Below are 13,836 nucleotides of genomic sequence, written 5' to 3' on the forward strand. Positions count from 1 at the left end.
TAGCATGGGAGGAGTAAACTAACAGGTTACGGGTGCAGCGCAACATGACCAAAAGGCGCGCGACTTCGGTAACACTCTGCATCGCGGGGCTTGTTCCGGACTTGCGTTGCAACGTCCCTGCCCGTTCCAGCCATGGCGAACCGGATGCTTTGTCCTTGAAGAGATTGGCAGAAGCCTGGCCGGCGACTGCCATATTCAGCCTCGATGGCCGAAAAAGTGTTTCACGTGAATCAATCCACAGAAAAGATTCACGTGAAACATATTTTGATTAGATGTCGAGATTGGCGACGCTGAGCGCGTTCTCCTGGATGAATTCGCGGCGTGGCTCCACCTCGTCGCCCATCAGGCGGGCGAACATGCCATCGGCATCGGTAGCATCGTTCACCTTGACCTGCAGCAGCGAGCGGACGTTCGGATCAAGCGTCGTTTCCCACAGCTGCTCGGCATTCATCTCGCCAAGGCCCTTGTAGCGCTGCATGGACAGCCCCTTGCGGCCGGCGGCGAAAATCGCGTCGAGCAGCGCGCGCGGGCCGGAAATTTCCGTCTGGCCTTCCTTGCGTCCGAGCTTGGGCGGCACTGCGTAGATTTCCCGCAGACGCGCGGTCATCTGGTCGATGTGACGCGCATCGGCCGAGCCGATCAACGCCACGTCCAGCACCGCCACTTCCTTGACGCCGCGCACCATGCGCTCGAAGCGCAGGCCGCCCTCGGTCGTCACGTGGCCGCTCCAGCCGCGTTCGGTTTCCTCGGCGATGAGATCGAGGCGGCGGGCCACCTCGTCGGCAGTCTCCTGGGCACGTTCGCGGTTGTCGGTAAGCTCCGGATTGAGCGCGCCGGCGATCGCCGCCTGTTCGACGATGGCACGGCTGTAGCGGGAATGGAGACCGTCGAGCAGGGCCCTCAGGCGCAGCGCGTCATTGATCACCTCGCGCAGGTCCGGACCGGCGCGCACCTCGCCGGAGCCCAGCGTCAGGGTTGCCTCGTCGAGGCCCTGGCCGATCAGATAGTCTTCCAGCGCCTTCTCGTCCTTCAGATACTGGATCGACTTGCCGCGCGTCACCTTATAGAGCGGCGGCTGGGCGATATAGAGATGGCCGCGCTCGATCAGCTCCGGCATCTGGCGGAAGAAGAAGGTCAGCAGCAGGGTGCGGATGTGGGCGCCGTCGACGTCGGCATCCGTCATGATGATGATCTTGTGATAGCGTAGCTTGTCGGCATTGAACTCGTCCTTGCCGATCGAGGTGCCGAGCGCGGTGATCAGCGTGCCGATTTCCTGGCTCGACAGCATCTTGTCGAAACGGGCGCGTTCAACGTTGAGGATCTTGCCGCGCAGCGGCAGGATCGCCTGGTTCTCGCGCGAACGGCCCTGTTTGGCGGAACCGCCAGCCGAGTCACCCTCGACGAGAAAAAGTTCGGACTTCGAAGGATCGCGTTCGGAGCAGTCCGCCAGCTTGCCCGGCAGCGAGGCAATATCGAGAGCGCCCTTGCGGCGCGTCAGTTCACGCGCCTTGCGGGCGGCCTCGCGGGCCACAGCCGCCTCCACCACCTTGCCGACCAGGATCTTGGCCTCGGTCGGATGCTCCTCGAACCAGGTGCTGAGCGCCTCGTTGACGAGGTTTTCGACGACCGGACGCACTTCGGACGAAACCAGCTTGTCCTTGGTCTGGGAGGAAAACTTCGGATCCGGAACCTTGACGGAGAGAACGGCCGTCAGACCCTCGCGGCAATCTTCCCCCTGCAGCGTCACCTTCTCCTTCTTGGTGATGCCGGAGGTATCGGCATAGGAGGTGACCTGGCGGGTCAGCGCGGCGCGGAAGCCGGCCATATGCGTGCCGCCGTCGCGCTGCGGAATGTTGTTGGTGAAGCAGAGCACGTTCTCGTGGTAGCTGTCGTTCCACCACATGGCGACTTCGACGGTGATGCCGTCCTTTTCGCCCTTGATGGCGACCGGCTTGTCGACGAGCGGCTTCTTCGAACGGTCGAGATAGCGCACGAAGGCTTCCAGGCCGCCGTCATAGAGCATTTCCTCCTGGCGAATGTCCGACTTGCGCTTGTCGGTCAGGAGAATGCGAACGCCGGAATTCAGGAACGCGAGTTCGCGCAGGCGATGCTCCAGCGTACCGTAGTCGAATTCGGTCCTGGTGAAGGTTTCCGGGCTCGGCAGGAACGTGACTTCCGTCCCGGAGCGACCTTCATAATCACCGGTCACCTTCAGCGGGGCATCAGCCACGCCATGGGTGAAGCTCATCTCGTGGATCTTGCCCGACCGGCGGATCTTCAGGCTGAGACGCACGGACAGCGCATTGACGACGGAGACGCCGACGCCATGCAGGCCACCGGAGACCTTGTAGGAGTTCTGGTCGAACTTGCCGCCCGCATGCAGCTGCGTCATGATCACTTCGGCGGCAGACACGCCCTCGGACGAGTGGATATCGGTCGGGATGCCGCGACCATTGTCGGTGACCGTCACCGAGCCGTCCGGATTCAGCGTGACGGTGACGATATCGGCATGGCCGGCCAGCGCCTCGTCGATCGCATTGTCCACGACTTCATATACCATGTGATGCAGTCCGGAGCCGTCGTCCGTGTCACCGATATACATGCCGGGACGCTTACGCACCGCATCAAGCCCCTTGAGGACCTTGATGGAATCGGCTCCGTATTCTGCACTCGCGCTATCGCTCACGGGTGTATCGCTCATCAATCAACTTTCTGGTTCTTGGCTGCAGACGGTGAGGCGGCGAATCACCGTCGTCCTTATTCCGGACTATAGGAAGTTCCAACCCTCATTCCAAAGCATGGATGACGGAAAACAGGGGATGACTTGCGCCGTCAGCCCCGGTTCGGGACATTTTCCAGCAGCTTCAGCATGTCCTCTACCACGTCCGGCTCGAGATGGCGAATATTGCGTGCGAGACGGTTGGCAAGCGCCGTGTAGCGCGGCGGAAGCCCGGCCGTATCCACCGTCACACGCGGGTCAGAGCCTTCGGCCAGACGGAACAGTTCCTCCGCCTCGTCCCAGATGATGTTGAAATAGCCACAGACCCGCTGCAGAAAATCGAAGCTCGGCCGGCCGCGCCGCCCGTGCTCCAGCGCCGAAAGATAGGCGGCCGACACCCCGATTGCCGCCGCCATCTCCTGCTGCGTCACCCCCTTCTGTCGCCGCAGATCGCGCAGGGCCTCGCCGAAGGGCGTCACGCCTCGCCTCCCCGCCGGCTGAGCCGCACATAGAGGGCTCCCTCCCCGCCATGCTGGCGCGCTGCCGGCTCGTAGGAGGAAATCAGGAACCGGAATTCGGCCTTGGAAAACCACAGGGGCACGGCGCGTTTCAGGGCTCCCTCGCTGCCGAGCGAACTGCCCTTGCCGGTAATGACCAGCACATGCCGCAGGCCGCGTTCATGGGCGCGCATCAGGAAATCGAGAAGAATGCCGTGCGCTTCGCTCTGGATCATGCCATGCAGGTCGATCCGGGCCTCGAGCGGCAGGCGGCCGCGGGCGATCTTGCGCTTGACCGGCCGCTCCAGCGGATGATGAACACCCTTCACCGGCTTTGGTGCGGCGAGATCGCCGCCGGATGCCGGCCCTGTTGCAATAGCTTTTCCGGGAGGGGGGGAAGCGTCAGTGCTGTCGTCCGGCGCGGCGAAATCCGCCTCGAATTCCAGCAGCTCTTCCAGACGACCCGGCATCGGCTTGGCAGTCTTGGCGACCTTGCCCCACAGGATGCGCTCTTCCGCGCTGAGCTTGCGTCCGCCCTTCATCCGCCGAACCTCACGGCCGCTGCCGTCGGAATGAGGATGTAGAACTCGGCCTCGTTGCGGACAGTGCCGGCCAATTCGCCGGCCGCGTCGCCCGATCCCGTGAAGATGTCGCCGCGCGCCGCACCGACAATTGCCGATCCGGTATCGAGCGCCAGCATCAGCCGGGCAAAGGGTCGCCCGCCGTCGAGATGGGTCAGGCTGTCGGAGCGAATGAAGAAGGGAAAGCCGAAGGTATGGATCAACCGGTCGACGGCCAGAGCGCGGCCGGCCACCAGCGGAACCTTGGCGGCAGCGATGGGACCGAGATCGGCATCCGCCACCTCGGCTTCCCGGAAGAAAATGTAGGACCGGTTGTGCCAGAGCACCTCATTCACCTTAGCCGGATTCTCCGCCAACCAGCGCCGGATGGACTGCATGGAGACGGTGGCGGCGTCGATCGCGCCCCGCTCGATCAGCAGCCTGCCGATGGCCGAGAAGGGATGGCCGGCCTTGGCCGCATAGGTGATGCGTCTCATCCGCCCGTCCGGATAGCGCAGCCGTGCCGCTCCCTGCACATGCGCGAAGAACACATCCACCTTCGATTTCGCCCAGGCGATCTCCAGCCCCTGCCCGGCAAGACAGCCCTGATCGATGGCCCGCCGGTCCGGATAGGCTTCGATCCCGCCAGCGGTCTGCCGTCCGAAGGCATAGGACGCGTCGAGACCCGGCGGCCGGTTCGTCTCGTCGAGATCGACAAGATCAGCCGGGCGCCGGTAGAAAGGATGATGGTAGCCGGATTCCGGCCGATCCGAAACCGCCACCTCCGGTTCGTAGAAGGCGGTGACGAGACCGGCGCGGCCATCGGCCGGCAGGATGCGGAAGGGAATGCAATGGGTCTCGAAGAAGCGCCGTGCTGCAGCGGCATCGGCGATCTCCGCCAGGGAGGCCGCCGCAAGAAGCGGACGCAGATCGTCGGCACTCAGCCCGAGCGCCCCGGTGCGATAGGGCTTCGACCGTTCGAGATGGGCAAGACAGGCAGCCATGGCTGAAAAGAGGGGGCGGGGATCATCGATCTCCCACCCCCTCAGATCTGCATAATCGACGGCACGAAGCCCTGGCGTCTCGATGGCGGTCATTGCTCGGATTCGGTTGCGACCAGCTTCCAGTTCGGATCGCGCGAGCGGATGTCGCGGGCAAAGGTCCAGATGTCGATCACCTCGGCCACGGCTTCCGCATCGCCATCCACCAGTACGCCGGCCTTGTCATAGGTGGCAGAGATCAGCTGGCTGACGATCCGCAGCGTCACCTGTTCCTCCTGGTTCTTGACCGAGACCTGGAGGATCTCCGCCTTGTCGATACCGACGAAGGTGGACTTCACCGTCTCGCCGCGTGCCTCCCGCTCGCGGATGGCCGCGTCGAAGCCGTCGAAGACCTCCTTGGAGAGGAGCCCGTTCAAGGTCTTGCGATCGCCATCGGCAAAGGCCATCACGATCATTTCATAGGCCATGCGGGCGCCGTTGAGGAATTCCTTCGGGCGGAAGCTCGGATCGGCCTTCACCAGATCGCGCAGACTGTCGTTGAGCGCCGTGCCCGGCTTGGCCACCGCATCGATTTCCGCCGAGCGCTGCTCGTCATCCACCGGCTCGCGCTTGGGCAGGGTCACGACCTTTCCATCGTCCACCGATGGCGCCCGCGCTGCCTCGCGCTGGCTGAAAGGATCGACGGGCGGCTTCTCATGTCCCGTACGCCGGCCCAGCACGCTGCGCAATTGCAGGAAGATCAGCACCGCCGCCACGAGAAAAAACAGAGTTATGAAGTCGTTCGCGCCCATTATCACCCGCGGCATTGTTGGAATGGAGGAGTTCCTTACTCATATAGTCTGTTATGACGCGCATTCAAAGAGTGCGACGCATCTTCGCATTCACCCATCGGTTCCAGCGCCAAAGAAGGATGTCATGCCCCGCTTGCTTCTCCCCCTCCTGTTCCTCGGTCTGCCACTGGCCGAGATTGCCGGCTTCGTGGTCGTGGGGCAATGGCTGGGCCTGTGGCCGACGCTGGCGCTCGTCATCCTGTCCGGAATTGCCGGCACCATGCTGCTGCGCATCCAGGGACTCGACGTACTTCGGCAGATCAATGCCGAGGGGCGCGCCGGACGCGTGCCGGGTGAAGCGATCGTGCATGGCGCACTGATCGTCTTCGGGTCAATCCTTCTGGTTCTTCCCGGCTTCCTGACCGACATTGCCGGCATCCTGCTGTTCATCCCGGCCTTCCGCCGCCTCATCTGGCGGCTGATCGGCGAGCGCGTCGTGGTGCGCACCTCCTATTCCCCGCGGGGCAACCGGAACGGCCGCCCGGATGGCAGGACCACCGGGCGCACGCTCGATCTCGACACCGACGATTACAGGCGACAGCCAAACCCGGACTCGCCGTGGTCCGACAGGCCGCGAGACGGCGAATGACGCCTGAAAAGAGGGCCGGTGCAAGGGTTGTAAGGGTCTGACCGAAATGCTAGACGGCGCCAAAGATCGCAGCCGAGGAACAGCCAATGGCAAACGAAAACGAGATGCAGTCCCCTTCCCTGACCATTCTTGCGCAGTACACGAAGGATCTCTCCTTCGAAAACCCCGGCGCGCCGCGTTCGCTGCAGGCTCGCGACAAGGCTCCGTCGATCAACATCAATGTCAACGTTAACGCCAATCCGCTGTCGCCGACGGATTTCGACGTCGTGCTGACGCTGAATGCCGAAGCCAAGGATGACGACAAGGTCGTATTTGCCGCCGAGCTGGTCTATGGCGGCGTCTTCCGCATCACCGGCTTCCCGCAGGAACACATGCTGCCGGTTCTCTTCATCGAGTGCCCGCGCCTGCTCTTCCCCTTCGCCCGCCAGATCATTTCCGACGTCACCCGCAATGGCGGCTTCCCGCCGCTGATGATCGACCCCATCGATTTCGGCCAGATGTTTGCGCAGCGCGTCGCCGAGGAACAGGCCCGCTCGCAGGGCCAGACGCTGAACAGCTGAGGCAGCTGCAGCAGACGCAGGAAGGAAGCCCGGCACCGACCGGGCTTTTTTCATGTCAGGAATAACGTGACCACAGCGCCTTTTCGCCCATGGTCTTGACCAGGGCCCGATGTGCCTCGATTTCCGCCTCGCTCAGGCGCGGCGCCAGCGGGTGGGCGCGCACCGGCAATGCGCTGTCGCTTTCTTCCACTTCCACCACGGTGGTCACCCGTTCCGACGCGCCGAGCACCAGGGCTGCCTGACGGCCCCCGATCATCTCGATATAGACTTCCGCCAGCAGTTCGGAGTCGAGCAGCGCGCCGTGCTTGGTGCGGTGCGAATTGTCGATGCCATAGCGGCGGCAGAGTGCATCGAGCGTGTTCGGGCCCATCGGATGCTTGCGGCGCGCCATGGACAGCGTGTCGATCACTTCTTCCTGCGGCACCGGCGGCAGGCCAAGTCTTGCGAACTCGGCATTGATGAAGCCCATGTCGAAATTGGCATTGTGCGCCACCCATTTGGCCCCGTCGAAGAAGGCGACGAGGTCTTGCGCCACTTCGGCGAAGCTCGGCTTGTCCTTCAGAAACTCGTCGGTGATGCCGTGCACGGCGAGCGCATCCGGATGCACCTTGCGATCGCCCGGATTGATGTAGACATGGAAGGTGCGCCCGGTCGGAAAATGATTGAGCAGTTCCACCCCGCCGATTTCGATGACGCGGTCGAGCTTGTTGTCGAGGCCGGTGGTTTCCGTATCGAAGATGATCTCACGCATCGCTTCTCTCGCTTCGCTTGCCGCTTCGCAGCGCGCTGACAATCCCGCGCACCCGCTGCCTGGCCTCATCAATACCATGGCCGGTATCGATGATGAAATCCGCCCGTACCCGCTTGTCCGCATCCGGCATCTGCCGCGACAGGATCAGCGCGAATTTTTCCTCCGTCATCCCGGGTCTTGCCAGCACGCGTTGCCGCTGGATATCCGCATCGCAACTGACGACCACCACCACATCGACACGATCCGTCGCACCGCTTTCGAAAAGCAGCGGAATGTCGAGAAGCACGAGATCGGCGCCCGCGGCCTGCTGTTTTTCCAGGAAGGCCGATTCGCGCGCGCGAACCAGAGGATGCACGATGGCTTCCAGTTCGCGGAAACGCTCCGGGGCGAGTGCCAGCCGGCGGGCAAGTTCCGCCCGGTCGATCACGCCATCGCGGGCCACGCCCGGGAAGGCAGCTTCCACCGGCGCCACGGCCTCGCCGCGATAAAGTTCGTGCACCACCGCATCCGCATCATTGACCGGCACGCCTTCGGCGGCAAACAGACCGGCCGTGGTCGACTTGCCCATGCCGATCGATCCGGTCAGCCCGATGCGGATCATGCATGGGCCTCCATGTCGCGGATGACGAGGTCTCGTAGTGCCTCATCGACCACCGGACGGCGGCCGAACCATTTTTCAAAGCCGGGCACCGCCTGGTGCAGCAACATGCCGAGCCCGTCGACGGTCGCAAAACCCTGCCGGCGCGCCTGCGCCAGGATCGGCGTTTCCAGTGGCACATAGACGATGTCGGTGACGACGGCCTCCGCTGCCATCACCGAGAAATCGATTGCCAGGCTACCTTCCCCATCCATGCCGAGCGAGGTCGTGTTCACGAACAACCCTGCCCCGGTCATTACTTCGCGAAGCGCACCGATGGGATGCGCATGCACTGTGACGCCGAACCGGTCTGCCAGTTCCTGTGCACGCGCAACGGTGCGGTTCACCACATGGATTTCACCGATGCCCCGATCACGCACCGACTGGATGATCGCGCGACTGGCGCCGCCTGCACCAAGCACCACGGCGCGCGACACCCGGTCCCAGCCGGAATGGCGCTGGTCGAGATTGGCGGTGAAACCATAACCGTCGGTATTGGTCGCCTTCAACACACCCTCGTCCATCCAAAGCGTGTTTGCGGCGCCGAGTTCCTGTGCCAGTTGATCCGGCTGATCTGCCAGCCTGAAGGCGCGCTCCTTGTGAGGAATGGTGACATTGCCGCCGCGATACCGGCCATCGCTCTTCAGGGCGGCCATGAAGCTTTCGAAATCCGGCTCCAGAACCTCGATTGCCGCATAATCTCCATCGATGCCGAAGGCCTTCAGCCAGTGGCCATGGATCATCGGCGAACGGGAATGGCGGATGGGCGTGCCGATGACGAAGGCTCGCAACGTTTCACGTGAATCAGCCGGGTAAGGTTCAGCCATCGATCGCTCCGAGAGATCGCAAGGCCTGCAGCAGCGAGAGCATCGGCAGGCCGAGAATGGTGAAGTAATCGCCTGCGATCGCCGAAAACAGCTGGATGCCCTCGCCTTCCAGCTGATAGCCGCCGACGCTCGTCAGGGCCTTGTCGCCGATTCGGTCAAGATAGCGGTCGATAAACGCGGCACTGAGGTCGCGCACCGTCAGCGATGCCTTGGCCACCTCTTCCCAAAGGATGGCTCCGTCGCGAAGGATCGCGACACCGCTGTTGAGATGATGCGTCTTGCCGGACAGGGACTGCAGGACCTCGCGCGCCTCATCCCGGTTCGCCGGCTTGTGATAGACCCGTTCGCCGAGCGACATGGTCTGATCAGACCCGATGACGAAGGCGCCGGGACAATGGCGGGACACATCGCGTGCCTTGGCGCGGGCAAGCTCCAACGCCACCTCCTCCGGCCCGGCGCCCCGCCGGTTGAGGTCCGCCTCGATGGCACGCTCGTCGATGACGGCTGCACGGGCCGAAAAGACGAGCCCGGCATTTTCCATCAGCATGCGGCGGAAAGGACTGGATGAAGCAAGGACAAGCGGTTGCGACACGCGGATCAACCCATCATGGTGGTCATCTGCGCCGGGCTTAGCGCAGCTTCGGGCGCAGGGCAACGATGGCGGCAGCGGTTTCTTCGATCGAGCGTCGGGTCACGTCGATCACCGGCCACTGATGATGCGCGCAGACCGAGCGCGCATATTTCAGCTCCTCGTGAATATTGGCACGATCGGTATAATGACTGCGGTCGAAGCCGGCGACCGAGCCCAGTTCGCGATTGCCGCGCACCTGCGAGATCCGGTCGGTCGTTGCGATCAGCCCAACGATCAACGGCCTGGTGGCCCTGACCAGGCTTTCCGGCAGCGGCACGCCCGGCACCAGCGGCAGGTTGGCGGCCTTGATGCCGCGATTGGCAAGATAGATACAGGTCGGCGTCTTGGAAGTGCGGCTGATGCCGATGACCACCACATCCGCCTCGTCGTAATTTTCCGGCAGTTGTCCGTCATCGTGATCCATCGCAAAATTCAGCGCATCGATCCGCTTGAAATATTCGGCATTCAGCGCGTGCTGCGCGCCCACCCGTCGACGGGTCATGGTGCCGAGATAGGCCTGGAAGCTCGCCAGCACCGGTTCCAGAACGTTGACCGAGGGAACGCCGATTTCGCGGCAGCGCTCGGCAACGTGGTCGGCAAGTTCCTGATCGACAATGGTGTAGAGTACGATGCCCGGTTTTTCGTCGATCGCCTGCAGAACCGGCTGAAGCTGCTGGCGATTGCGGATCAGCGGATAGACGTGCTCGATGGCGAGCGAACCGCGAAACTGCGCCGTAGCGGCCCGTCCGGCCGAGATCAGGGTCTCGCCCGTCGAGTCAGATATCAGGTGCAGATGGAAGAAGCTTTTGCGGTTCTCCACGTTAATCTTCATCCTCTGTTCATAACCTGGGACAACCGGGCGGCATCGCGCACCTGCCGCCCGGCGAGCGGGACAACCGCCGACTTATCCACATTGGGCAGTGCTGTGGCGTGCGTTTGGCAGTACCTGTGAGAATCGTGGACAGCTGTGAAAAACGCGCAGGCGACTCCCGCTCCATCCACAGATGGCCCCAATCCGCTTCTCTCCGCAAGCAGATGATTCAATGGGTAGAATCCGAACCATCCACACAAACCGGCAATCGGGTATATCTTCTTCCGGACTGGGTGTCATTGTCGCAGCGTCCGGGTGTGGACTGTGCAAGAGAAATGATCCCTGATAGTCACCGACTCTAAGAATCATCAGAATCTAAGATTCAAGATTTCTTTGTTATGGGGAGAACACCGCTTGGCTGCAGCTCGTCGCGCGCTTCTGGAGGTGCTGAAGGGTGCCACCCTTTCGCCTCCACCCGTCTGGCTGATGCGACAGGCCGGGAGATATCTGCCGGAATATCGCGAGACACGCGCCAAGGCCGGGAGCTTCCTGTCGCTCTGTTATTCGCCGGATCTGGCAACCGAAGTGACCCTTCAGCCGATCCGGCGCTATGGTTTCGACGCGGCGATCCTGTTTTCCGACATTCTCGTCATTCCAGACGCGCTGAAGCGGAACGTCCATTTCGTTGAAGGCTCCGGTCCGCGCATGGACCCGATCGAAGAGGCTGGCATTTTCGCACTGGAACAGGCCGGCGTGCTGGATCACCTGACGCCGGTGATGCAGGCCGTGCGGCAGATTCGCGCTGCACTGCCGGATGAGACGACGCTGCTCGGCTTCTGCGGCGCGCCATGGACGGTCGCCACCTACATGATTGCCGGACACGGAACGAGCGATCAGGCCCCGGCGCGTCTGTTCGGCTATCGTCAACCTGAGGCCTTTGCGCATCTGCTCGCCGTTCTTGCCGAACTGTCCGCCGATTATCTGGTGGCACAGATCGATGCGGGTGCCGATGCGGTGCAGATCTTCGATTCCTGGGCCGGTGTGCTGGGCGAGGCAGAGTTCGAGACCTATGCCATCGAGCCGGTGGCGCGGATCATCCGCTCCGTGAAGGCGAGACGGCCGCAGGCGCGGATCATCGCCTTTGCCAAGGGCGCCGGGATGAACCTGCGTCACTACCGTCAGAAGACGGGCGCCGACATGATCGGGCTCGACTGGTCCGTGCCGCTCAGTTTTGCTGCCGAACTGCAAAAGGACGGCCCGGTGCAGGGCAATCTCGATCCGATGCGCGTGGTGGCCGGCGGCGCCGCGCTTGATGAGGGCGTCGACCGGATCCTTGAGGCGCTGGGCCAGGGGCCGCTGGTCTTCAATCTCGGCCATGGCATCACGCCCGATGCCGATCCTCAGCATGTGACGCGGCTGGTCGACCGGGTGCGGGGCGTGCGCAATGGCGGTTGAGAAGCAGACGGACGCTTCGGCAGGCCGGCGCGCCGCACGACGCGCCTTCGTGGCGCTGGCCGTGTTCCTGGCTGTCATCCTCGCCGTCTATCTTTTGCAGCCGGACAACTTCGATCGCTGGATCACCGCCTTCCATGTGATTGCCGTGATTGCCTGGATGGCAGGCCTCTTCTACATGCCGCGCCTTTTCGTCTATCACACCGACGCTGCGATCGGCTCGCAGCAGTCGGAAACATTCAAGGTGATGGAGCAACGTCTCCTGAAGGTGATCATGAACCCGGCGATGATGATCACCTGGGTGCTCGGCCTCTATCTGGCCTGGAACCTGTTCGGCTTTCAGGGCGGCTGGCTGCATGCCAAGATCGCCCTCGTCGTTCTGCTGACCCTTGCGCATATGCATCAGAGCCGAGCGGTGCGGCAATTTGCGGCGGATGGGCCACGACGCAGCGCGCGCTACTGGCGCATGATGAACGAGATCCCGACCGTTCTGATGATGCTGATCGTCATCCTCGTCATCGTCAAACCCTTCTGAACGGCAAGATTTCTGGAAGCCCCCCTTGCGGCGCAGGGGGGAAGCCGCTATTTTCCCAGCACTCCTCTTTCGTGGCTTGTGAACATTCCCATGTCGTCCGCGGTATTTCTGCGGTAGCGAACTCCACAGACACGCCAATTTCCCTCAAAATCCACACGGTCTTTTCTTCATGGCTGAAATGAAGCTTCAAGAACTCAAGAGCAAGTCGCCGACCGACTTGTTGACCTTCGCCGAATCGCTGGAGGTCGAAAACGCGAGCACCATGCGCAAGCAGGAACTGATGTTCGCGATTCTCAAGGTCTTGGCCAGTCAGGATGTCGAAATCATCGGTGAAGGCGTGGTGGAAGTGCTGCAGGATGGTTTCGGCTTCCTGCGGTCGGCCAATGCCAACTATCTGCCGGGTCCGGACGACATCTATATCTCGCCCTCGCAGATACGCCGCTTCTCGCTGAAGACCGGCGACACGGTGGAAGGTCCGATCCGCGGGCCGAAGGAAGGCGAACGCTACTTCGCCCTGCTGAAGGTCAACACGATCAATTTCGACGACCCGGAAAAGATCCGTCACAAGGTTCACTTCGATAACCTGACGCCGCTTTATCCGAACGAGCGCTTCAAGATGGAACTCGAGGTTCCGACCTCAAAGGATCTCTCCGCACGCGTCATCGATCTGGTGGCGCCGCTCGGAAAGGGCCAGCGCGGCCTGATCGTTGCGCCGCCGCGCACGGGTAAGACGGTTCTTCTTCAGAACATCGCCCACTCCATTACCGCCAATCATCCGGAATGCTACCTGATCGTGCTGCTGATCGACGAGCGTCCGGAAGAAGTGACCGACATGCAGCGCTCGGTGCGCGGCGAAGTGGTCTCCTCCACTTTCGACGAGCCGGCGGTTCGCCACGTCCAGGTGGCGGAGATGGTCATCGAGAAGGCCAAGCGTCTCGTCGAGCATGGGCGAGACGTGGTTATCCTGCTCGATTCGATCACCCGCCTCGGCCGCGCCTACAACACCGTTGTTCCCTCCTCCGGCAAGGTTCTGACCGGTGGTGTGGATGCCAACGCCCTGCAGCGCCCGAAGCGCTTCTTCGGCGCGGCCCGCAATATCGAGGAAGGCGGTTCTCTGACGATCATTGCAACGGCCCTGATCGATACCGGCAGCCGCATGGACGAAGTGATCTTCGAAGAGTTCAAGGGCACCGGCAACTCTGAAATCGTGCTGGACCGCAAGGTCGCCGACAAGCGCATCTTCCCGGCCATGGACATTCTGAAATCCGGTACCCGAAAGGAAGACCTGCTGGTACCGCGTCAGGACCTGCAGAAGATCTTCGTGTTGCGCCGTATCCTGGCACCGATGGGAACCACCGACGCAATCGAGTTCCTCATCGACAAACTCAAGCAGACGAAGACCAATGGCGATTTCTTCGACTCGATGAACACCTGAT

At 62.4% G+C, this 13,836-nt stretch carries 15 protein-coding genes; 5 read left to right on the forward strand and 10 right to left on the reverse strand.

Going from position 1 to position 13,836, the window contains the following annotated elements:
• Window positions 1–268: 268 nt before the first annotated feature.
• From gyrB to KLP42_RS23085, 5 genes are all read right to left on the reverse strand, one after another.
• The gene (gene gyrB / locus KLP42_RS23065; protein WP_215569948.1) at window positions 269–2,701 is read right to left on the reverse strand and encodes a DNA topoisomerase (ATP-hydrolyzing) subunit B; all 2,433 of its coding nucleotides are present in this window, start codon (window positions 2,699–2,701) and stop codon (window positions 269–271) included.
• Between the two features lie 131 nt (window positions 2,702–2,832).
• Window positions 2,833–3,198: a helix-turn-helix domain-containing protein gene (locus KLP42_RS23070; protein ID WP_215569950.1), complete on the reverse strand. Its 366-nt coding sequence runs from the start codon at window positions 3,196–3,198 to the stop codon at window positions 2,833–2,835.
• Window positions 3,195–3,758, reverse strand: coding sequence for a Smr/MutS family protein (locus KLP42_RS23075; RefSeq protein ID WP_215569953.1), 564 nt, complete (start codon window positions 3,756–3,758; stop codon window positions 3,195–3,197). The genes KLP42_RS23070 and KLP42_RS23075 overlap by 4 nt, the downstream gene beginning before the upstream one ends.
• On the reverse strand, window positions 3,755–4,873 hold the full coding sequence (gene mltA, locus KLP42_RS23080) for a murein transglycosylase A (RefSeq protein WP_215569955.1): 1,119 nt from the start codon (window positions 4,871–4,873) through the stop codon (window positions 3,755–3,757). Before mltA ends, KLP42_RS23075 begins: the two co-directional genes overlap by 4 nt.
• Window positions 4,870–5,568: a Tim44/TimA family putative adaptor protein gene (locus tag KLP42_RS23085; RefSeq protein WP_215569965.1), complete on the reverse strand. Its 699-nt coding sequence runs from the start codon at window positions 5,566–5,568 to the stop codon at window positions 4,870–4,872. The genes mltA and KLP42_RS23085 overlap by 4 nt, the downstream gene beginning before the upstream one ends.
• A gap of 124 nt (window positions 5,569–5,692) precedes the next feature.
• Here KLP42_RS23085 and KLP42_RS23090 point away from each other — a divergent pair, with 124 nt between their 5' ends.
• The gene (locus KLP42_RS23090) at window positions 5,693–6,196 is read left to right on the forward strand and encodes an FxsA family protein (protein ID WP_215569967.1); all 504 of its coding nucleotides are present in this window, start codon (window positions 5,693–5,695) and stop codon (window positions 6,194–6,196) included.
• A gap of 86 nt (window positions 6,197–6,282) precedes the next feature.
• Window positions 6,283–6,756 carry a protein-export chaperone SecB gene (secB, locus tag KLP42_RS23095; RefSeq protein WP_215569969.1) on the forward strand — a complete coding sequence of 158 codons (474 nt, stop codon included), beginning with the start codon at window positions 6,283–6,285 and terminating at the stop codon, window positions 6,754–6,756.
• A 55-nt stretch (window positions 6,757–6,811) separates the two neighbouring features.
• Here the strand turns inward: secB and dnaQ are convergent, their stop codons facing one another.
• Genes dnaQ through KLP42_RS23120 form a run of 5 tightly spaced genes read right to left on the reverse strand, consistent with a single transcriptional unit; the run spans window position 6,812 to window position 10,422 of the window.
• A complete protein-coding gene (gene dnaQ / locus KLP42_RS23100) occupies window positions 6,812–7,507 on the reverse strand; it encodes a DNA polymerase III subunit epsilon (RefSeq protein WP_215569971.1) in 696 nt (231 codons plus the stop codon).
• Window positions 7,500–8,108: a dephospho-CoA kinase gene (gene coaE, locus KLP42_RS23105; protein ID WP_215569972.1), complete on the reverse strand. Its 609-nt coding sequence runs from the start codon at window positions 8,106–8,108 to the stop codon at window positions 7,500–7,502. The genes dnaQ and coaE overlap by 8 nt, the downstream gene beginning before the upstream one ends.
• Window positions 8,105–8,971 carry a shikimate dehydrogenase gene (locus tag KLP42_RS23110; protein ID WP_215569974.1) on the reverse strand — a complete coding sequence of 289 codons (867 nt, stop codon included), beginning with the start codon at window positions 8,969–8,971 and terminating at the stop codon, window positions 8,105–8,107. Before KLP42_RS23110 ends, coaE begins: the two co-directional genes overlap by 4 nt.
• A complete protein-coding gene (locus tag KLP42_RS23115) occupies window positions 8,964–9,563 on the reverse strand; it encodes a Maf-like protein (protein WP_215569976.1) in 600 nt (199 codons plus the stop codon). The genes KLP42_RS23110 and KLP42_RS23115 overlap by 8 nt, the downstream gene beginning before the upstream one ends.
• A 37-nt stretch (window positions 9,564–9,600) precedes the next feature.
• Complete coding sequence (locus tag KLP42_RS23120) at window positions 9,601–10,422, reverse strand: pyruvate, water dikinase regulatory protein (RefSeq protein WP_215570038.1); 822 nt, start codon at window positions 10,420–10,422, stop codon at window positions 9,601–9,603.
• A gap of 405 nt (window positions 10,423–10,827) precedes the next feature.
• Here KLP42_RS23120 and hemE point away from each other — a divergent pair, with 405 nt between their 5' ends.
• From hemE to rho, 3 genes are all read left to right on the forward strand, one after another.
• Window positions 10,828–11,868, forward strand: coding sequence for a uroporphyrinogen decarboxylase (gene hemE / locus KLP42_RS23125; RefSeq protein ID WP_215569978.1), 1,041 nt, complete (start codon window positions 10,828–10,830; stop codon window positions 11,866–11,868).
• Complete coding sequence (hemJ, locus tag KLP42_RS23130) at window positions 11,858–12,400, forward strand: protoporphyrinogen oxidase HemJ (RefSeq protein WP_215569980.1); 543 nt, start codon at window positions 11,858–11,860, stop codon at window positions 12,398–12,400. Before hemE ends, hemJ begins: the two co-directional genes overlap by 11 nt.
• Window positions 12,401–12,569: 169 nt before the next feature.
• Window positions 12,570–13,835, forward strand: coding sequence for a transcription termination factor Rho (rho, locus tag KLP42_RS23135; protein WP_215569982.1), 1,266 nt, complete (start codon window positions 12,570–12,572; stop codon window positions 13,833–13,835).
• Window position 13,836: the final 1 nt, after the last annotated feature.

The sequence above is a fragment of the Rhizobium sp. CSW-27 genome, from assembly GCF_018760785.1.
Lineage (GTDB): Bacteria > Pseudomonadota > Alphaproteobacteria > Rhizobiales > Rhizobiaceae > Neorhizobium.

Excerpts from the sequence above, each read along its gene's own strand:
- gyrB (WP_215569948.1), bottom strand. The coding sequence starts at position 2,701 with ATGAGCGATACACCCGTGAGCGATAGCGCGAGTGCAGAATACGGAGCC.
- KLP42_RS23075 (WP_215569953.1), bottom strand. The coding sequence starts at position 3,758 with ATGAAGGGCGGACGCAAGCTCAGCGCGGAAGAGCGCATCCTGTGGGGC.
- mltA (WP_215569955.1), bottom strand. The coding sequence starts at position 4,873 with ATGACCGCCATCGAGACGCCAGGGCTTCGTGCCGTCGATTATGCAGAT.
- KLP42_RS23085 (WP_215569965.1), bottom strand. The coding sequence starts at position 5,568 with ATGGGCGCGAACGACTTCATAACTCTGTTTTTTCTCGTGGCGGCGGTG.
- KLP42_RS23090 (WP_215569967.1), top strand. The coding sequence starts at position 5,693 with ATGCCCCGCTTGCTTCTCCCCCTCCTGTTCCTCGGTCTGCCACTGGCC.
- secB (WP_215569969.1), top strand. The coding sequence starts at position 6,283 with ATGGCAAACGAAAACGAGATGCAGTCCCCTTCCCTGACCATTCTTGCG.
- dnaQ (WP_215569971.1), bottom strand. The coding sequence starts at position 7,507 with ATGCGTGAGATCATCTTCGATACGGAAACCACCGGCCTCGACAACAAG.
- coaE (WP_215569972.1), bottom strand. The coding sequence starts at position 8,108 with ATGATCCGCATCGGGCTGACCGGATCGATCGGCATGGGCAAGTCGACC.
- KLP42_RS23110 (WP_215569974.1), bottom strand. The coding sequence starts at position 8,971 with ATGGCTGAACCTTACCCGGCTGATTCACGTGAAACGTTGCGAGCCTTC.
- hemJ (WP_215569980.1), top strand. The coding sequence starts at position 11,858 with ATGGCGGTTGAGAAGCAGACGGACGCTTCGGCAGGCCGGCGCGCCGCA.
- rho (WP_215569982.1), top strand. The coding sequence starts at position 12,570 with ATGGCTGAAATGAAGCTTCAAGAACTCAAGAGCAAGTCGCCGACCGAC.